The sequence below is a fragment of the Nocardia macrotermitis genome (assembly GCF_009604405.1).
Lineage (GTDB): Bacteria > Actinomycetota > Actinomycetes > Mycobacteriales > Mycobacteriaceae > Nocardia > Nocardia macrotermitis.
Genome location: NZ_WEGK01000012.1, coordinates 1 through 19,595, shown reverse-complemented (window position 1 = coordinate 19,595; position 19,595 = coordinate 1). Strand labels below are relative to the sequence as shown.

Sequence of the window (19,595 nt, the reverse complement as noted above, 5' to 3'; positions counted from 1 at the left end):
CGTCGGCCGGTTACGATGGGTGGGGAGTCCCTCGAAACCGCAACGGGCGCAACGGGTAACGAGCCTGCTGTGGCTGCGCTCGTCGATGCGGTCGAACGCGAGGACCTCATCGACTACCCCGTCGGCAATGTCTCCGGTATCGGCGGGCGGGTCACCGATGGGGGCGGTCGCGCGGTGGCCGGGGCGGCGCTCACGCTGATCGATCAGCGCGGGCGTCAGCACGGGCGGGCCCGCTCGCGTGACGATGGCGGATACGCGCTGTTGCTGCCGCCGCCCGGGCAGTACGTGCTGATCACCGCGGCCGATACGCGCAGGCCGCACGCGACGACGTTGTCCGTGGGGACGCGGCCGGTTACGCACAATGTGGTGTTGCCCGGCGGGGCGCGGCTGTCCGGCAGGGTGCTGGCACCGGGAGACAGCGCGGTATCGCAGGCCACCATCGTGGTCATCGATGTGCGCGGTGAGGTCGTCGGGACGGCCGTCACCGATGCCGACGGAAACTACGTGGTGCCCGGACTGTTCCCCGGGACGTTCACGCTCACCGCACACACTCCCGGATACCGGCCGACCGCGGCGGCGGTCGCGGTGGACACCGAGGACACCGTGCGCTGCGATCTCGCGCTCACTCACGCCGCCGCGATCTCCGGTACGGTCCGCCACGACTCCGGATCGCCCGTTCCCGATGCCCGCATCACGCTGCTGGCCGGTGACGGCACTGTGGTCGCCACGGCCGTCTCCGACGAGTCGGGCGGCTACACGCTCACGGATCTGATTCCCGGCGATTACACCCTGTGCGCGAGTGGGTATGCGCCCGTGTCGGGCGTCGTGCTGCTCAACGGGGCCGGGGATCCGAGGCTCGACCTGCATTTCGACACGCCGTCACGCTGAGCGGCGGCCGACCGGAGCAGCGAATGACGTTCTGGCAGTGCTGGATTGCATCGAATGCAGTTCCGCATCGATGGCGAGGCGGCGTCATGTGCCACATACCGTATGGCGCCGCCTCGATCTCGAAAAGTTCCCCGGTGACGAACCGCGCGCCCCTCCCTTCGCGCTTGACATGCATCGTCCATTTACGAGACTATGCAGCTCAGCCGATGATACGGAGGTGTTCCGATGGAGTGGACAGGCGCGAAGTACGCCGACGGCCCGACCGTCGAGGCGGAGACCTGGATCGACGCCGCACCGCAGCGGGTCTGGGAGATCGTCTCCGACATCACCCTGATGCCGCAGTTCAGCGATGAGCTCCAGGCGGCGAACTGGCTGGGCGAGGCGACGGGTCCGGCGGTCGGCAACGCCTTCGTCGGCAGCAACAAGCATCAGGCGCTGGGCGAGTGGCAGACCACCTCGCACGTCGTGCAGTGCGAGGCGCCGAAGACCTTCGCGTGGGCGGTGAGCGATCCCGAGAACCCCACCGCCACCTGGCGTTTCACTCTCGAGCCGCGCGACGGGGGCACCGCGTTGCGGGAGTGGATGCGGATGGGCCCGGCGCGGTCGGGGCTGTCGCTGGCCATCGATCAGATGCCGGACAAGGAGGAGAAGATCGTCTTCGTCCGCATGCGGGAGTTCGAAACGGCGATGACCGGTACCCTCGCGGCGATCAAGGACCGGGCGGAACAGCCGCGATGAGGACCGCGACGACCGTCGAGATCTCCGACAACGCCCGCGAGACGATGGATTTCGTGCTCGAAGCGGAGCGGCTCGGCCTCGACGTGTGCTGGGTGGCCGAGGCGTGGGGCTCGGACGCGCCCTCGGTGCTGGGTTATCTGGCGGCCCGGACGGATCGAATCCTGTTGGGCTCGGGCATCATTCAGCTCGGCACCCGTACCCCGGTGGCCATCGGGCAGGCCGCATTGACGCTGGCCGACCTGTCCGGGGGACGTTTCCTGCTCGGGTTGGGCGCGTCGGGACCGCAGGTCATCGAGGGGCTGCACGGTGTGCGGTTCGATCACCCACTCACGCGGATGCGCGAGACCGTGCAGATCCTGCGGCAGGTGTTCGCGGGCGAGAAGATTTCCTTCTCCGGCAAGCATTTCCGGATTCCGCTGCCCGGTGAATCACGTCCGATGCGGCTGTCCAAGGCCGGAAATCCGGACATCCCGATCCACCTGGCCACCCTCTCCCCCAGGATGCTCGAACTGACCGGCGAGATCGCGGACGGCTGGCTCGGCACCAGCTTCGTTCCCGAGGGCGCACACGCCTATTTCGACCATCTCGACACCGGCCTGGCCCGCGCCGGACGCACCCGCGCCGATCTGGACATCTGCCAGGGCGCGGAGATCGCCCTGTTCGACGACCGCGACCGCCTCCGCTCCCACATCGCCGGCCGCAAACTCGAACTCGCGTTCAGCATCGGCGGCATGGGCAGCGCGGGCACCAATTTCTACAACGCCGCCTACGGCCGCCAGGGCTGGTCCCAGGTCACCGACGAAATCCGCGACCGCTGGCAGTCCGGGGACCGCGAGGGCGCAGCCGCGCTGGTCACGGACGAAATGGTCTTGGCCACAACACTTATCGGCACCGAGGACATGGTCCGTGACCGCCTCCGCGTCTGGCGCGACGCAGGTGTGGACACCGTGCGCCTCTACCCGGCCCGGGACACCGTCCGGGACAAACTCGACACCCTGGCCCGGGCGCTCGAACTGGTCGCCGAGGTCGGCTGACCGTACCCGGAACTGCCCGTGGTCGATTATCGGATCGCGGCCGAACGCGTATTTCTCGCCAATTGCATCGATCGACTGAGCGCGGCGAAAAATTCGGGCGGATACATGTCGCGATTGGTCTTGATGAATATCGTTTCGTACGGATGCAGGGTGCGTCCGAAGAATTGATCCGCATAGCAGGGATCGCCCTCCCGAGAGGTGGGGTTGATCTCGGTGTGCGGTAGCCGGTAATCGATCGTATTGTATTCCGGCAGCAACGACCGGATATTGAGTCCACTACCGATCACCAGTTGCGACATCCGGATTTCGTAGTCGACCACGTTCTCCATGTGGGACAGCGAGCCCTGGTTCGGGTCGAACATTCCCGCGGCGAGCAACTGGACGAGCACCGCGCGCGGCATCGCGTAAATCATCGATTGGACATGCGTGAACGGCGGGGTGCCGCCGTGCCGGAGCTGAAATACCTTCGAGTGCGGCGAGTCGGGACTCAGGATGTTGATGGTCGCGCCGACCAGACCGACCTCCTCGTCGAGCAGGCCGAGAAACGCTTCGTACCAAGGCTTGTCGCTGTAGGCGGGCAGGTAGGGTCCGCGCACCGAGGAATTGACGAAGATGAAGTGCGTGTACTGCTCGATCGTCACCGCGCGGTGCAGCGCGACCGAATGCCCGCCGTAGTCGCGGTTGTGATTCGGTGCGGTGACATAGCGGATGTTCGGCAGTTCGGGCAGCCGCAGCGAGCACGAGCCCGAGAGCACCACCACGTAATCGACTTCGGGCACTATCCCGAACGTCAGGAAATGAGACAGATTCTCCCGGTATTCCCGATCCGCCTCGAAATAATGGTAGATCACACAAATACGGTTGTGCCGCCCGTCCGTATTCGGCGACCGGACGTCGTCGGCGACGAGATTCCCAGCGCTTCGATCCGTCACACCTTTTCCTTCCCTCTCACCTCGAAGACCACCGCTGACAGGTATTCGAGGCCGCGCGCAACCTTACCAACGGCGGTCGGTATCGCACTGGACGACCGCATAGTCGCCGCTGGTGCGCCAGGACGGATCGGTCGCGTCGAGTTCGGCGGCGCGGCCGTCGGGCAAGCCGGTGACCACATCGCATTTGAGGGTGCGCAGGGCGGTGACCGGGGAGGGGAAATAGGCGGTCAGAGTGGTGAAGGGGGTGGTCGGGGGCCAGTAGTTGTCGCCGACGAGGCGGCGGTAGTTCAGGTCGCCCTTGAGGATCGTCATGGTGGCGGTGGCGATTTCGGCCGTCAGGTCGTCGGGTAGGTCGTGGTATGTCAGTGGGGCGCAGAAGAATTCGTGTGTGCGTGGGATGAGGCGGTCCTCGGCGATCGCCTGCCACAGGCGCTGCCCGATGCGTTGGGGCTCCGGATCGGCGGAGGTGCGCAGCAGCCGAAGGACGGCCCGTAGATCGTGCGGGGTGGCGTCGGAGACGTAGTACGGCTGTGGTTTGAGGTAGAGCGTGATGCGCGCGGCCAGGCCCGTGGTGAGCAGGTGATCGGCCAGGACCAGGTCGGGCAGGAGTTCGCGGCCGGCGTTGTCGGCGATCAGGCAGACCGTCTGTTCGCGCGAATCATCCAGTGCGGCCCACAGTTTCGCGCTGTCGTCGACCAGCAGGCCGGTGCGGGCGCCCGGACCGGCGGTGAGGCGGAAGCCCAGATCGGCCTGATTGCCCCACAGTGCCGAGACGAGCAGCGCGTCGCGGGCGGTGTCGCCGGGTGCGGCCGAGAGATCGGCGAGGGCGGCGAGTTCGGCGGCGACCTGTGGGGTGTCGAGTTCGGCGTATTTCTTGGGCGCGAACGGATCGACCCCGGTCCACGGGCCGGGACCGAAGTATCCGACCGCCTCGAGCAGGCGGCGATAGAAATAGCTCTCGGCCCACAGGAACGACGCCGCGCGCCAGGGCCGCCCCCACAGCCCCCGGCCCCACGCGAGCCACTGCGGCAGGTCCGGTGCGGCGGTGTTCAGCTCGGTGATCAGGCCGTCGCGGCTCTCGTCGAGCAGGCGATGCAGGGCGTCGCGCTGGGCGGGTCCGTACGGGTGCGCGGCGATGACCTGATCGATGAGAACGGGGTGCCGGTCGTGGAATACGCTGTGCGCGAAGGTACCCGGGACTCCGGCGAGAATCGGCGGCGCGACGGTCATACCGTCGATCCTGTCGCATCGGTGCGCGCGGCGTGGAGGCGGCCCTCCCGCAGCCCTATTACGGCGATGAATCAATGGCTACTGATCAGCACACTCGATGTGACAGCTGGTCACATTCACTGGTCAGGGACACTCGGGCAGCGGCCGGAAATCGCCACGCACACCATAGATCACGTCGATGTACATCGAAATCCATTGTGCAGAACCCGGATTGGAATCCACCAGAACCGAGATCCCTACCAGTACTGACGACCGGCAAGGAAACGGGCCGCGGGGGCAATCGCGGCCCGTCCTGTCGAACCGTCCCGTTCAATCGAGACATCCGCGAGCTTAGCGAGCATTCAGCTATTTCGTGGCGTTTCGCCGGTTCCCGTCCGGCCGACCCGGGCGAGCGAGCGATCCAGCACGGTCACCACGAGCAGCACACCCGATACGACCAGCACGAACAATCCGAGATCGTGCAGTCCGGCGGTATTCGCGGTGACGGGGAAGAACGCGCCGTTGGCGCTGGAGGCGATGAGCGCGCCGAGGTACGTGAACGTCCGCAGCAACCCCGCGGAGGAACCCATCCGCGTCGGATCGGCCTGGTGATACACCGCGTTCTGATTGGCCAGATTGAGCAGACCCTGCGGTACGCCGACCACCAGCGCGAACCCGAGCAGCAGCCAGATCGCCGTGGCACCGTGCGTCAGCAGCAGTAGCGCACCGCTGATCAGCTGGACCAGCGCGCCGACCACGAGCTTGCCGCGAATCCGCGGGCCACGGCCGGTCGTGGTGGAAACCAGAATCGCGGTCACGAACGTCGGCAGCAGCACCAGCCCGGCCACCGACGCGCTCAACCCTCGCCCCTCCTCCAGCCACTGGGTGAATCCGTACAGGTAGCAGTAGGTGACCGTGGCCGCGAGCACGGTCCGCGCATAGGTGGCGACCAGCGGTAGATTACCGCCGAGCACGCGCAGATCGATGAACGGTTCGGCGGCGCGCAACTCCCGTATCACCAACGCGACCGCGCACACCGCACTGATCGCGAGCAGATACAGATTCGACACCCGCGGGGTCATCACGAACAGCAGCAGCGCGACCAGCATCCCGGCGAACGCCACGATCCCCGCGAAGTCGATCCGGGACAGCGAGCGCGAATCGCCTTGCCGCACATCCGCATTCGGGAACCGCAACCAGCCGAGCACGAATCCGGCGACGGCCAGTGGCAGGTTCACCGCGAACGTGGTGCGCCAGCCACCCAGACCGATCAGCACCCCGCCCAGCGACGGGCCGATCACCGAGATCGTCTGATTCGCCACCGCCAACAGCGTCAGGATGCCGCCGGGGCTGTCCTTACCACTGCGTTCGGACTCGCTGCGCAGCAGATACATCGCCGAGGGATATCCCGCGCAGGTGCCGAATCCGAGGATCACCCGCGCGAGGATGAGCACCCCCAGGTTCGGCGCGAAAGTGCCCAGCACACCGGCGATTCCGGTCAACGCGGTGCCCGCGAGGAACAGTCGGCGGGGACCGTACAGATCCACCAGCCGCCCGACGACCGGTTGTCCGACGGCCGTGGCCAGGTACAGCGCCGAGATCAGCCAGGCCGTCTGCGCGGGCGGCGCACCGAACGCGCGTCCGATCGGCACCAGCGATACCGCGATGATCGAGGAGTTGATCGGATTCAGGATCGACCCGAGCACCATCGGGGCGATGAGTTTGCGGTCGAATCCGTTGTCGTCGCGGTGGATGCGCCGCAACGGCGCGGCGACGCGTTCCAGTACTGCGGTCAAGAGCTCACCTCGTCACGAATCGAGCTGGATCAGCCGTTCCATCAGGGCCGCGGCCTCGAGGATCGTGGTCCGCTCGGCTTCGGTGAAGTTGTCCTCCAGTTGCCTGGCCAGCCACTCCTGCCCGCTCCGGGATCGATCCTCGAAGATCGCACGGCCGGCGGGACTCAACGACACCAGCTGTTTGCGGCCGTCCCGCGGATCGGGGCGGCGGTGGATCAGACCCCGTTCGTCGAGGACGGCGAGGGTGGCGGCCATGGATTGCGGGCGCACCCGCTCGGCCGCGGCCAGTTCGCTGGCCGACGCGTCACCCTGTTTGCCGAGTCGGCTCAGCACCGCGGTCTGCGTCGGGGTGAGCTCGCGGTTGTCGGCGAGTTCGTTCAGACGGCGACGGAGGCGGCCGACCGCGGTCCGCAGTTCGCGCGAGGCGCGCACGGCGGATTCGGAGACATCTCCAGGGGTCTGGTCCATGCTTTTACGTTAAGCTAATCAGTTTGAACTGTCCAGTTTGGACTGAATACCTTGTCGAATGTCACGCGCGCCCGCGCAGTCACACAGACGCGAAGGATCTTCCGATATGTCCGGATGGGCCGAAGGATCTTCTCTATCGTCGACAGTATGCGCAAGACCGATCAGCCCTCCGCAGCACGTCCGGCACGCACGCCCGCCGCACTCGACGACGTCGACCACATCCTGCTCGACGAACTGTCCCGCGACGGCCGGATCACCAACCACGCGCTGGCCGCCGCGGCCGGTATCGCGCCCTCGACCTGTCTGGGCCGGGTCCGCTCACTGGTCGAACGCGGCGTCATCCGGGGTTTTCACGCCGACATCGATCCGGTGGCGCTGGGCCGCAGCCTGCAAGCCATGATCGCGGTGCGGGTGCAGGCCGGTGCCCGCCCGCACCTGGCCGAATTCGGCGAGCAACTCGCCGCGCTCGACGAGGTGATGAACGTGTATTTCATCGCCGGGGCCGACGATTACCTCGTGCATGTGGCCACCGCCGATACCGAGGGGTTGCGCCGGTTCGTGCTGCAACACCTCAGTGCCCGTCCGGAGGTGGCGAGTACCGAGACGATCCTGATCTTCGAACACGTTCGGCCGCGTACCCGCACGTCCAGATAGCTCACCGAGCCACCGCCGACGGATAGCGTGGAAAATCCGACGCCCGGCAAGCAAGGCTCGCACGACTTAGACTGTCCCGGACACGAAATTGGTTGTGGCGGGGGATGTCGCGGAAAGGCTGAGGCGCGATGGCAAGGCGGACGGTGGTCGCCGATGTCGCCGACGAACTGGCGCGCCGGGTCGCATCGGGCCGGTACGCACCCGGCGATCTGATGCCCTCGGTACGCGGGGTCGCCGAGGAATTCGGAATGAATCGCGCTACGGCACAACTGATTCTGGGCCGCCTCGAATCGTACGGCTTCGCGCACGCGCGCCGCGGCAAGGGGTTCACCATCCGCGATGTGCGCGAGGAGGGCGGCGTCGAGGTGTACCGCAGGCTGTTCCGCCTGTCCATGCCCACCCCCGACCTGGCGATCGAGATGTTCGGCGACATCGTCACGATGGAGCGGCAGATCCTGTTCGATGCCCTGCTCTCCTACACCGCCGCTCGCCAACGCATCGATCACCCCACCCTCGAACACGATATCGACACACTGGAATCGCTTGCGCGCGAAGCAGATCCGGACCCGTCGCGCATGCTCGCCGCCGAGGTCGCACTGGTCCGCCGATTGCTCGGCGCGCTCGGCCACACCATGCAACGTGCGGTCCTGAACAGCATCGGCGAGATGATCGCCGAGGTCCCCGAAGCCGTCGCGGCGTACTACGCCGTCGGCCCCCAGTTGCACGTCCGGGTATGGCGCGCCCTCGCCGCGGTATGGGAGGCCGGTTCCTCCCCCTCGCCCGCCCAGATCGAACAATTCGAGCACCTGTTCACCACCTTCCACGAACGAGTGGTCCACCGATTCGCCGAACTCGTCACCACCCCACCCGAATCGGTGAGTGGCGCAGCCTGATCGGGTTCAGCAACGTCTCGCCAATCGGCGAGCGGCATCGTCCGTTCGGGTCCTGCAACGCCTCATCAACCGGCGAGCGGCATCGTCCATTCGGGTCCCGCAACGCCTCGCCAACCGGCGAGCGGCATCGTCCATTCGGGTCCCGCAACGCCTCGCCAACCGGCGAGCCGCATCGTCCATTCGGGTCCCGCAACTCCTCGCCAACCGGCGAACGACATCGCCTGATCGGATGCAGCAACGCCTCATCAACCGGCGAGCGGTAACGTCCGTACCGAGAGCGCTCGACGACCCGCATCGCTCGAACCAGCCGAGAGGTTGAAGCAGCGAGCAACACGGTGCCAGACCGGGAACAGCAGGTGGCGGTTGGTGGTTGCGAGCGTGGTCGTAGGTTGGGACGGTGACTGAGACGACCGGGACCCAGGACAGTTATTTCGTGCGCGTCGGCGAGGGCCGGTTCGTGCCCACTTCGCATGCGGGTGGGGCTTGGGCGGACGACGAGCAACATTTCAGTCCGCTGGGTGGTCTGATCGTGCACGAGATCGAGCGGTTCCAGGCGCGTGAGCAGCGGTCGGGCCTGGTGATGAGCCGGATCGGGTTCGACATTCTGGGCAAGATCGGGGTGCAGGAGTTCGATATCGATGTGCGGACCATTCGGCCCGGACGCACCATCGAACTCATGCAGGCGACGGTCACCATCGGCGGTCGCGAGACGGTGACCGCGCGGGCCTGGTACATGCAGAGTCAGGACACCGCCGCGGTAGCGGGCGGCGAACCGGATCGGCTTCCCGCACCGGAATCGCTGGATTCGTGGCCGCTGACCTCGGTGTGGCCGGGCGGCTACATCGCCTCGCTGGATACCCGGCCCGTCGCACCGCCGCGTCCGGGGCGGACCACCGCGTGGGTCGGCACGCAACTTCCGCTGGTGGCGGGCGAATCCGCCGGGGCGCTGGCCTCTTTCGTCGCGCTGGTCGACACCGCCAACGGGATCGCCGTGCGGCAGGAGCCGACGAAGTGGATGTTCCCGAACCTCGATCTGACCATCCACTTCTACCGGCAGCCCGAGGGGTCGTGGACGGGTCTGGACACGACGGTCGTTTTCGGTGATGCCGGGCAAGGCTTGACCGGTACGGTGCTGCACGACGTCCGCGGCCCGGTCGGGCAGGCTCAGCAGACACTCACCGTCCGGCCGCTGCCGCCCGCGCAGTCGTAATCCACTGTCCAGCAAGGGAATTCACGCGACCATCGAACCTCCGAACAGCGCTGTGCCGATCGCGAGCCGGGAGCGCTTCAACGAGGGCTTTGCGAGTTTCCGCGGGAGGACGCCGCCCCGCCAATAATTGCGATGCCCTGATGCATGATCGCGGCTAGAGTCGCCGGAATGCGCTTCCAGCAGATCTACAGCTGACAGGGTCGGGGCAGCGGCCCCGGCTTCCTTTCCCCATCTCGCACCCACCTGCGCCTCCTAGAAGAGCGTCGCGCGCGGGATTGTCGTGTTCGCCGTAGACCTGAAATGAGTGAGATCCCCATGCCTTCCGTATCCCGCCGCCGCACCCACATCGCGATGGTCGGCATCCCCGCCGTCAGCCACGTCCTGCCCAGTCTCGAGATCATCCGCGAGTTGGTGGCCCGCGGGCACCGCGTGACCTACGCCAACGACCCGGCGGTGGCCGAGCTCATCGCGGGCACCGGCGCCGAACTCGTCCCGAACAAGTCGGAACTGCCTGTCGCCGACAATGATTGGCCCGACGACCCGATCGCCGCGATGGGCCTGTTCCTCGACGACGCCATCCGGACCCTTCCCCGGTTGCGCGCCACCTACGACCACGATCCGGCGGACCTGTACCTCTACGACATCGGCGCCTACGCCGCACGCGCTCTCGCCGAATCGCAGCAGCGGCCCGTCCTGCAACTGTCCCCGGCATTCGTGGCGTGGGAGGGCTACGACGGGGAGGTCGCGGCGAACCTGTGGCAGCTGCCGGGCGCCGACGCCTACCGGGCGAAGTTCGCGCGGTGGCTGGCCGACTGTGGCGCGGTCACCAGCGACGTCGACACCTTCTCCGGCCGTCCCGCGAACACCCTGGCGCTGATCACCCGGGCGATGCAGCCGCACGCCGACCGGGTCGACACCGACACGGTCACCTTCGTCGGACCGTGCTTCGATCTGCGTGCGAGCGCGGCGAACTGGACTCGTCCGGCGACTGCGGAGCACGTGCTGCTGATCTCCCTGGGGTCGGCGTACACCCGGCAACCGGAGTTCTACCGCCAGTGCCTGCGAGCGTACGGCGACCTGCCCGGCTGGCACGTGGTCCTGCAGATCGGCAAGTACACCGATCCGCGGGAACTCGGCGACATCCCGCCGAATGTCGAGGTGCACTCCTGGGTTCCGCAACGCGAGATTCTCGAACAAGCGGACGCGTTCGTCACGCACGCAGGGATGGGCGGCTGCGGCGAAGGACTGCTGGCGGGTGTCCCGATGATCGCGGTGCCCCAGGCCGCAGAACAGTTCATGAATGCCGACCGGCTCGTGGAACTGGGCGTCGCCCGTCGCATCGACACCCCGCAGGCCACCGCCGAGACGCTGCGGGCGGCCCTGCACGATCTGGTCGGCGACGCGGCGGTGGCGCGTCGCTCGGCACGGCTGCGCGCCGACGCACTGGCCGAGGGCGGCACCGCACGCGCTGTCGACCTCATCGAAAACATGCTGTCCGACAAGACAATTCGACCGACATAGGTGCCCTTCGGACAGGCCGCGAGCCCGGCGAGCGAGAATCGAGGCATGCCGCTGGGTTCGCACGAGATCGACGTATTCGAGGATGCCCGCGCCCGCCTCGAGGCCATCGCCTACCGGCTGCTGGGTTCGGCGAGCGACGCCGAGGACGCGGTGCAGGACACGTTCCTGCGCTGGCAGGCCGCCGACCACGAACAGATCCGCACTCCCGAAGCGTGGCTGACGACGGTGCTGACCAACCTGTGCCTCAACCAGCTGACCTCCGCGCGAGCTCGACGCGAAACCTATGTCGGGCAGTGGCTGCCCGAACCGCTGCTCACCGACGACGCGATGCTGGGCCCGGCCGACACCGTCGAACAGCGCGAGTCGGTGTCCCTGGCCGTGCTCACGCTCATGGAACGTCTCGCACCCCGCGAGCGCGCGGTCTACGTGCTGCGCGAGGCGTTCGGTTACCCGCACGCCGAGATCGCGCGGATCGTGAACCTGACCGAACCGAACTGTCAGCAGCTCTACCGTCGCGCGAAACAGCATCTCGGCGCCGGAGTTTCGCGCACCGAGGTCGATCGGGACGCCGCGCGCCGGATCGCCGCGGAATTCCTGGCCGCCACCGCGGGCGGCGCGATCGAACCGTTGATCGGGCTGCTCACCGGCGAGGTGACCGGTGTCGCGGACGGCGGCGGGGTGCTTCCGGCTCGTCGCACACCGATCGGTGGTGCGCTGGCGGTGGCCCGGTATCTGCGCGGGCTGTTCCGCCCGACCGACCAGAAGCGGGGTTGGGTGGGTGGCGCACCGGCCCTGTACGCCGACGTCGTGAACGGGGATCCGGCGATTCTGGCGCAGGTCGGCGACCGTATCGCGGCGGCGATCGTGTTGGAGTCGACCCCGGGCGGGATCACGGCCGTGCGCATCCACGCCAACCCGGCCAAGCTCGATCGCCTCACCCGGGCATGGGCGGCGACCACGCACGAGGAACCGCTGGTGGCCGCATGGTGACCGGCTTCACAGCCGAGAGCTGTCAGTAAACGACCCGCTGTCCGGTTCAAGAGGCGAAGCCCGAGACAGGAGTCAGAGATGAAGCACCGCATCGTCGTCCTCGGAGCCGGATACGCCGGAGCCAATGCCGCCAGCCGTCTCGCGCATCGCCTGCATCCCGACGACGTCGAGATCACCGTGGTCAATGCCGATCCCGATTTCGCCGAACGCGTCCGCATGCATCAGCTGGCCGTAGGGCAGCGGCTCACGCGTCGGCCGCTCGCCGAGCTCTTCGCGGGCACGGGCATCGTGCTGCGCATCGCCAGGGTGGGTTCGGTGGATGTGGACCGCCAGCTCGTGCACGTTCACGAACATGGTAGCGAGATCGAAATCGGTTACGACACACTGGTTTACGCGCTCGGCAGCACCGCCGGGAGTAACGGTGTGCCGGGTGTCGCCGAGTACGCCCACACCGTGACCGACCCGCGAACCGCGCTGCGGCTGCGCGACCGTCTGAGCGAACTCGATTCCGGCGCAACGGTACTGGTCGTCGGCGGCGGGCTCACCGGCATCGAGGCGGCCACCGAGATCGCCGAGTCCCGACCGGATCTCGCGGTGACGCTCGCCGTCCGCACGAGCCTCGGCGATCGACTCAGCGAGCGGGCCCGTCGGCATCTCGACGCGGTCTTCGAGCGACTCGGCATCACCGTCCGCACCCACACCGGCATCGCCCGGATCGACGCGGCCGGCGCGACCACCACCGAGGACCAGGTCGTGCCGGCCGATGTGACCGTGTGGACAGCGGGCTTCGCGGTCCACCCCATCGCCGCCGCCACTCCCCTGACCGTCGCCCCGTCCGGCCGAATCATGGTCGACCGCACCATGCGTTCGATCTCCCACCCCGACGTCTACGCCGTCGGCGATGCCGCCCTGGCCGACGGCCCCGGCATCGAACCGTTCCGCATGTCCTGCGCCTCGGGCATCCCGATGGCCTGGCAAGCCGCCGACGCCATCGCCGCCCGCCTCACCACCCGCCGCGTCCCCCGCGTCCCGATCTTCTACGTCACCCAGTGCATCAGCCTCGGCCGCCACGACGCCCTCCTCCAGTTCGTCACGCCCGACGACCGCCCCAGAAACGTCGTCCTGAAGGGCCGCCGAGCCGCCCGCTACAAGGAAACCATCTGCAAGGGCGCAGCCCTGATCGCCGCCCACCCCGCCGCCGCGGCACCCCTGAGCCGCCACCGTCACCTCACCACGACCCCCGAAATACAGGGCACGCAATCGGCGGCGGAGTCTTCGATCTCCTTCGATACGATCCGCTGACCACATCCGAAGTCCCGCATCGCGACGACACAACGCGAATCACGCGCTCCCACTGCGTTGTTCACGTTCCGACGACTGTCGGCACCGTGCAACACAACGGGCAGACATCGAACCGGGAAACTCGGTGCCCATCCGAGGGTCCGGACCGTTAGCCTGTGCCGGTGGAGCGCATCGACAATGCCTCGGGGACCGCCAAGCGGCCGGGGATTGCACTGGCAGCGGTGACTGCCGTCCTGTTCGTCACCTTCCTGGACACCACCGTCGTGAGCGTCGCCCTGGGCGATATCCGGCACGATTTCGGCACCGGCGTGGTGCTGTTGCAGTGGGTGGTCAATGCCTACACGCTGGTTTTCGCGGGGCTCATGCTGGCCGGCGGGTCACTGGGTGATCGGTGGGGGCGCAAGCGGGTCATGATCGTCGGGCTGGTGATCTTCTGCGCGGGGTCGGTCGTGGCCGCGATGGCCGCGAGCGTGCACGCGCTGATCGCCGGACGCGCGATCATGGGCCTGGGCGCGGCGGCGTCGGAGCCGGGCACCCTGTCGCTGCTGCGGCACATCTATCCGGACGAACGTAAACGCGCCCGCGCGATCGGCGTCTGGGCGGCGGTGTCGGGGCTGGCGCTGGCGGCCGGGCCGGTATTGGGCGGCGCGCTGGTGAACGCCTACGGATGGCAGTCGATCTTCTGGTTCAACCTGATCATCGGCGCGGCGGCGCTGGTGGTGGCGCTGTGGTCGGTGCCCGAGAGCGCCGATCCGCATCCCGGACCGATCGACTGGGCCGGAATCGTGTTGGGCGCGCTGTTCCTCGGTGCGGTGATCTACGCGGCCACCTCCGGTGAGAACGTCGGTTACGGCGCGCCCTCGGTGATCGCGCTGTTCGTACTCGGTGCGGTGGCGTTCGCGGGATTCGTCGTCGTGGAGACCCGGGCACGCGCGCCCATGCTCGATTTCCGCTATCTGCGCCTGCCCGCGGTGCGTGGCTCGCTGGTCGTCGCCTTCGCGGTCTACTTCGGCATATTCTCGATCTTCTTCTTCACCGCGCTGTATCTGCAAGTGACACAGTCGTATTCGGGCTCGCGCACGGCCACGGTGTTCGCGCCGATGGCGATCGCGATCGTGGTCGGATCGCTGGCCACCGGGTTCTGGGTGGCGCGATTCGGCTCCCGCGTCCCGATGATCGTGGGCTGCGTGATCGGCGCGGCCGGCATCCTGCTGACGCGGTACATGCTCGGGACCATCCCGCCGGATGATGTGTCGCTGTCCTCGGCGATGGCGGTGGCCGGACTCGGCTTCGGCGTCGCGGTGGTGCCGCTGACCTCGGCGGTGCTGTCCGGCGTCCCGGCCGCACATTCGGGAATGGCCGCCGCGGTGACCAATACGATGCGCCAGGTCGGTTCGGCGATCGGCGTCGCCGTGCTGGGAGCCCTGGTGAACGCGCTGCTCACCAGCGACATGCAGGAGAAGATGACCGCAGCGGGCCTACCCGCGAACCTGCAACCCGCGGCCATCGACGCCGCCGAACGCGGCCGTTTCCCCTACGACCTCAAGCCGTACGCCAACTATCTGTCGAAGCTCCACGAGTTGATCGACACCGCCAAGACGGCCTTCCATCACGGCCTGGACATCGCGCTGCTCGTCTCGGCGATCCTGATCCTGGTCGCGGCCGCGTTCAGCGCGGTCGACGGCGTCCTGAGCCGCAAGCGCGACGCGTGATCGCGGACTCGCCGAATAAGCTTCGACACACCGAGCCCCTTGGGTTGATTTTCCGATGATACAGATCGTTTACGGAGCAAATACAGAATTAACTTCGGCAATATAGCCAGCATCACGCAGAATCTTCATACTCGACGATAGGAGCGCTGTTCAGCGCTCCAGTCGGCCGAGAGCGAGGAGCGTAGATGAAGATCGGCATCCCCCGTGAGGTGAAGAACCACGAGTACCGGGTCGCGTGCACCCCGGCGGGGGTCCGCGAGTTGGTAGCCCACGGGCACGAGGTGTACGTGGAGGCGGGCGCGGGAGTCGGATCGGCCTTCGAGGACGACGCGTACCTGCTCGCCGGTGCGCGCGTGCTGGAGTCCGCGGACGCGGTGTGGGCGACCGCCGAAATGATCCTCAAGGTGAAAGAACCTGTGGCCCAGGAATATTCGCGCTTACGCGCGGATCAGGTGCTGTTCACCTACCTGCATCTGGCCGCCTCGGTGGAATGCACCGACGCGCTGCTGGCCGCCGGAACCACCGCCATCGCCTACGAAACCGTCACCGGCCGCAACGGTTCGCTGCCGCTGCTCGCGCCGATGAGCGAGGTCGCCGGACGCCTCGCTCCCCAGGCGGGCGCGTACCACCTGATGCGCAGCGGCGGCGGTCGCGGCGTACTCATGGGCGGGGTCCCGGGCACCCCACCGGCGAAGGTCACCGTCATCGGCGCGGGTGTCGCCGGACGCAACGCCACCGAGATCGCCGTCGGCATGCGCGCCGAGGTCACCGTGCTGGATGTGAACATCGCCCCGCTGCGCGAACTCGACGCGCACTACCGCGGCCGGGTGCGCACCGTCGTCTCCAACGCCCACGAGGTCGAACACGCTGTGCGCGAAGCGGATCTGGTGATCGGCGCGGTCCTGGTCCCCGGCGCGAAGGCCCCGACCCTGGTTTCCAACGAGCTCGTCTCGCAGATGAAATCCGGTGCGGTACTGGTGGATATCGCGATCGATCAGGGCGGCTGCTTCGCCGATTCCCGCCCGACCACCCACGACGCCCCCACCTACCGCGTCCACGACACGGTCTTCTACTGCGTGGCGAACATGCCCGGCGCGGTACCGTCGACCTCCACCGTCGCGCTCACCAATGCCACACTGCCGTACGTGATTTCGCTCGCCGACCACGGCTGGCGCGACGCGCTCGCCGCCGATCCCGGCCTGGCCGCCGGGCTCAGCACGCATGCCGGTGAACTGTTGTCCGAGTCGGTCGCCGCCGCGCACGGATACACCGCGCACACGATGGCGCTCGCGTAGATCGCCGGTGGGCGGTCGGCCGATGTCGGCCGCCCATTGCCGCTCGTCCGCGTAACCCGTCGAATACCCAGGCGCACTGACGATTTCACGGGGCTTCACACAGTCTCTGCGACTTCGCATCGGTGACCACACGTCGTGCGCGGAACAAGCCCCACACCTGCGGCAGCTCTCTCTCGCAGCGGCTACCACCAGCTCGGAGACCACACATTGCCACCAAATGCTGGGCTCTGGTCCACATTCGGTGGTCACGCCGATCCGGTGGTCCGCGCGGGTGGCACATCACGATCGCTGCGCGAAATACCCATTACGACAAGATCATTCATGCCGCATCCGAGCCTGCGGAATCGGCGGCCGTGCAGAGACCACCGAATGTGCCCAGAGCCAAATGCCGCATGCTCCCGGGCCGTGCAGCATCCACCGGCCCTACAGCGTCGATCCGGTTGCCGCTCACGCTATTTCGGAAGCACCGGCACCAGGATGGTGGCGATACGTATCGCCTCACGTGCGGGAGTGGCCGGGGCTCGGGTGGATTGGCGGATCACCTGGATGCTGCACGATCCGTAGGACGTGGGGAAGATGATCGTGCGATGGTCGCCGGTGGTGTCGCCTGCCGGTGTGTAGTGGTAGGCAGGGGGACCCGCGATGGGGACCATCGTGAAGGGGGTGCGCTCTTTGCGACGAAAATCTTCGACCGTGTAGAGCTGCGACCAGACGGTGACCGAGTACATCCACGTCGTCAATTGCCCGCCGTACAAGGCGAATTCGCGTGGAGGTGCGATGCCACCGATCGTAGTGGTCGCGGTATCGAGGTCGAGGCCGATTTCCTGCCAGACCTCCCGCGGGGCCTGCGTGGCGGGATCCCAGCAAGCGACAGGGTCGCCGATTGCCGAGGTTGTCCAGTCGTCGGGCGAGCCAGCGTAGTCGCCGGTCATACGCACCGCCGATCCGAGGCGGCCGCTGGGAGATGGGGCATGACTTCCTTCGGTTCGGATGGCTATCGGTCGAGCCATCGTTCGATTTCATCGAGGGTTTCGGCCGCATGGATGAGGCTGTGGTCCAGAGCATCGGACAGTTGCCATAGGTACGGCGTCGGGGAGTCACGAGTGAGCCGGTAGCCCGATCTCGCGGCGCGCAGGACGACGTGCAGGATCCGGGCGGGCGTGGGTTGCGGCCCTCGATCAGGCACGGGTCGGCGGTCGGCCACCGGGTCCCAGGGATTCGGTCCAGAACTCGTGGCGGATCGCGTCCCACAACCGAGACAAGCGCGGATATTGCTCACGCATCTGGGCGAGATCCGGCGCGGTGGTCGGCGACTCGGTCCGGAACAAATCCGTCGATTCGGACATGTTGTGCACGAGCACAATTCGGATCCTGCTCTGGTCGAACATCCAGATCGCCTGCCACTGCCCTGCTTCGGTGCGGTGCTCGCTGTATCCGACGCGTCCATCGCTGCCGCTCCGAGCGAGCGATTCCGTGGTGGACTGATTTCCCTCGCCTGTGGTCGATGCGCCCGATGTGGCGTTGTTCGATGTTCGCTCAGCGACTTCGTTCATACGTCCCCCTGGATGAGGTGCGATTGGGCAAGCCCTCTTGGGTCCCGCCGCGCATACCGGGCATCGGCGTGACGAGTTCATCGAGCCTGTCCAGGACCTCGCGGAGCGTGCTGGAGGTCGGGCCGCCGACCGGGGACGGTTCGTGATCCAGTGCGGGGAAGGCGATTCCGCGCATCGCGGCACGCATACGTGGCGAAAGCGACTGCGGCACTACGCGACCGGCCTGCACGAGCGTCTGGAAAGCGGCTGCCTTCCAGGCACATCGATGCGTTCGACAGGCCCGATGGATGCGCATCTGCTCGTGCGCCAGTGCGATATCGGCGTCGACGCAGACGTGCGGTTCCGCAGCCACAATGATGCGGGCACCCATGCCTCGAGCCCGTTCGGTGTCGGCGCACAGTCCGAGGTTTTTCGCCTCCACGCAATTCCGAATCGAATTATCGATCGTGTCGAACGGCGTGTCGCGCGCAGCGAGTCCGGCGGCTTCACCCGGAATCGCCGAGCGCTCCGGATTTCGTGCTATATCTGGTTCTGGTACTTGCTCATTCGTCATCGCGTCGAACCTTCGGTCAGTGGTCGACCCGATGGCCGAGGCTGCTGAGAGCCACCACATCAATCGCGTCCCGTGCGAAACGTGTGGTGTCCCGGATATGCCTACGCCGCGAAAAGTTCTGCGCGGCCCATAGATCCGAACTTCCCGGCCATCGGGGTGACTACCAGTAGACACGAGAAAGACGAAAATGACCGCCCGACAAGGGATTCTCCCGCTATTGAACTCGGGGCCCAGTAAGGGGTGGTTCCACGTAGAACGGTCCGTGGTGGACCGTAAGAGAAAGCTTGGCTGAACACATGTCAGGCGGATCGACCCTCCCACGGCGAGCCCTCGGCCGTCGCCTGCGCGAGCTGCGACTCAAGGCCGGGAAGAGCCTCCTGTCTGCGGCTATCCAAATGGATGTTTCCAAACAGACAGTAGGCCGAATGGAAGAAGGCCAATACGTACGAATCAGTACGTTGCAGTACCAGGGTCTGTTGGATCTGTACGACGCGGACGGGGAGGCCAGTGGTGAAGTAATGGGTTTGGTCGAAGAAGCGAAAGCATCGAAAGGCCACTCACACAAAGGCTGGTGGCGAGCCTACAGCGATGTAGTGAATCAACACTTCGACCACTTCATGAGCCTCGAGCAAGCATGCATACGAATGACAAGTTTTCAGCTGACGTTGCTGCCCGGCCTGTTGCAGACATCCGCCTACAGGCGGTGCATCATGCAGATGTTGTCAATGGCCATATGGAAGTCGCCGTTGGTGGCCAAGTGAGGTATCCACTGGTGGCCAGGGAAAGTCCCCACCCTCTTGCGGGTGGGGGTCGTTATTTCAGGGGCGGTCACCTCGCTTGGTCCGGT

19 protein-coding genes are annotated in these 19,595 nt (G+C 66.8%); 12 read left to right on the top strand and 7 right to left on the bottom strand.

Features of this window, described 5'->3' with window-relative positions; translation table 11 throughout:
* Positions 1-15 precede the first annotated feature (15 nt).
* The 3 genes from NRB20_RS38400 to NRB20_RS25220 all read left to right on the top strand — a co-directional run bounded on the left by NRB20_RS38400 (position 16) and on the right by NRB20_RS25220 (position 2,660).
* Complete coding sequence (locus tag NRB20_RS38400) at positions 16-888, top strand: MSCRAMM family protein (RefSeq protein ID WP_227833876.1); 873 nt, start codon at positions 16-18, stop codon at positions 886-888.
* 225 nt (positions 889-1,113) lie between these two features.
* A complete protein-coding gene (locus NRB20_RS25225) occupies positions 1,114-1,626 on the top strand; it encodes an SRPBCC family protein (protein ID WP_153413266.1) in 513 nt (170 codons plus the stop codon).
* Positions 1,623-2,660 carry an LLM class flavin-dependent oxidoreductase gene (locus NRB20_RS25220; RefSeq protein WP_153413264.1) on the top strand — a complete coding sequence of 346 codons (1,038 nt, stop codon included), beginning with the start codon at positions 1,623-1,625 and terminating at the stop codon, positions 2,658-2,660. Before NRB20_RS25225 ends, NRB20_RS25220 begins: the two co-directional genes overlap by 4 nt.
* A 26-nt stretch (positions 2,661-2,686) precedes the next feature.
* On the opposite strand, the gene NRB20_RS25215 is transcribed toward NRB20_RS25220, so the two are convergent.
* The 4 genes from NRB20_RS25215 to NRB20_RS25200 all read right to left on the bottom strand — a co-directional run bounded on the left by NRB20_RS25215 (position 2,687) and on the right by NRB20_RS25200 (position 7,065).
* Positions 2,687-3,592 (bottom strand): hypothetical protein, encoded by a 906-nt coding sequence (locus tag NRB20_RS25215; RefSeq protein WP_153413261.1) that lies wholly within the window; start codon positions 3,590-3,592, stop codon positions 2,687-2,689.
* Between the two features lie 63 nt (positions 3,593-3,655).
* Entirely contained in the window at positions 3,656-4,822 is a 1,167-nt protein-coding gene (locus NRB20_RS25210) for a damage-control phosphatase ARMT1 family protein (RefSeq protein ID WP_153413259.1), read from the bottom strand.
* 341 nt (positions 4,823-5,163) lie between these two features.
* Positions 5,164-6,597: an MFS transporter gene (locus NRB20_RS25205; protein WP_227833855.1), complete on the bottom strand. Its 1,434-nt coding sequence runs from the start codon at positions 6,595-6,597 to the stop codon at positions 5,164-5,166.
* 12 nt (positions 6,598-6,609) lie between these two features.
* On the bottom strand, positions 6,610-7,065 hold the full coding sequence (locus tag NRB20_RS25200) for a MarR family winged helix-turn-helix transcriptional regulator (RefSeq protein WP_153413257.1): 456 nt from the start codon (positions 7,063-7,065) through the stop codon (positions 6,610-6,612).
* 147 nt (positions 7,066-7,212) lie between these two features.
* On the opposite strand from NRB20_RS25200, the gene NRB20_RS25195 reads away from it, so the two are divergent.
* From NRB20_RS25195 to ald, 8 genes are all read left to right on the top strand, one after another.
* Positions 7,213-7,719, top strand: coding sequence for an Lrp/AsnC family transcriptional regulator (locus NRB20_RS25195; RefSeq protein ID WP_153413255.1), 507 nt, complete (start codon positions 7,213-7,215; stop codon positions 7,717-7,719).
* A 128-nt stretch (positions 7,720-7,847) separates the two neighbouring features.
* The gene (locus NRB20_RS25190; protein ID WP_153413253.1) at positions 7,848-8,612 is read left to right on the top strand and encodes a FadR/GntR family transcriptional regulator; all 765 of its coding nucleotides are present in this window, start codon (positions 7,848-7,850) and stop codon (positions 8,610-8,612) included.
* 397 nt (positions 8,613-9,009) lie between these two features.
* A complete protein-coding gene (locus NRB20_RS25185) occupies positions 9,010-9,822 on the top strand; it encodes a thioesterase family protein (protein WP_319945373.1) in 813 nt (270 codons plus the stop codon).
* A 300-nt stretch (positions 9,823-10,122) separates the two neighbouring features.
* Positions 10,123-11,343, top strand: a complete 1,221-nt coding sequence (locus tag NRB20_RS25180) for a macrolide family glycosyltransferase (RefSeq protein WP_406603873.1) — start codon at positions 10,123-10,125, stop codon at positions 11,341-11,343.
* A gap of 45 nt (positions 11,344-11,388) precedes the next feature.
* Entirely contained in the window at positions 11,389-12,333 is a 945-nt protein-coding gene (locus NRB20_RS25175; RefSeq protein ID WP_153413251.1) for a sigma-70 family RNA polymerase sigma factor, read from the top strand.
* A gap of 78 nt (positions 12,334-12,411) precedes the next feature.
* On the top strand, positions 12,412-13,635 hold the full coding sequence (locus NRB20_RS25170) for an NAD(P)/FAD-dependent oxidoreductase (protein ID WP_153413249.1): 1,224 nt from the start codon (positions 12,412-12,414) through the stop codon (positions 13,633-13,635).
* Between the two features lie 161 nt (positions 13,636-13,796).
* Entirely contained in the window at positions 13,797-15,347 is a 1,551-nt protein-coding gene (locus tag NRB20_RS25165; RefSeq protein ID WP_319945372.1) for an MFS transporter, read from the top strand.
* A gap of 185 nt (positions 15,348-15,532) precedes the next feature.
* Positions 15,533-16,642 (top strand): alanine dehydrogenase, encoded by a 1,110-nt coding sequence (gene ald / locus NRB20_RS25160; RefSeq protein WP_153413247.1) that lies wholly within the window; start codon positions 15,533-15,535, stop codon positions 16,640-16,642.
* A 452-nt stretch (positions 16,643-17,094) separates the two neighbouring features.
* Here the strand turns inward: ald and NRB20_RS25155 are convergent, their stop codons facing one another.
* From NRB20_RS25155 to NRB20_RS25145, 3 genes are all read right to left on the bottom strand, one after another.
* On the bottom strand, positions 17,095-17,574 hold the full coding sequence (locus NRB20_RS25155) for a hypothetical protein (protein WP_153413246.1): 480 nt from the start codon (positions 17,572-17,574) through the stop codon (positions 17,095-17,097).
* A gap of 62 nt (positions 17,575-17,636) precedes the next feature.
* A complete protein-coding gene (locus NRB20_RS25150) occupies positions 17,637-17,828 on the bottom strand; it encodes a hypothetical protein (RefSeq protein ID WP_153413244.1) in 192 nt (63 codons plus the stop codon).
* Positions 17,829-18,178: 350 nt separating this feature from the next.
* Entirely contained in the window at positions 18,179-18,808 is a 630-nt protein-coding gene (locus tag NRB20_RS25145; RefSeq protein WP_153413242.1) for a hypothetical protein, read from the bottom strand.
* Between the two features lie 236 nt (positions 18,809-19,044).
* Between NRB20_RS25145 and NRB20_RS25140 the strand changes: the two genes are divergently transcribed.
* The gene (locus tag NRB20_RS25140; protein ID WP_227833875.1) at positions 19,045-19,509 is read left to right on the top strand and encodes a Scr1 family TA system antitoxin-like transcriptional regulator; all 465 of its coding nucleotides are present in this window, start codon (positions 19,045-19,047) and stop codon (positions 19,507-19,509) included.
* Positions 19,510-19,595 lie beyond the last annotated feature (86 nt).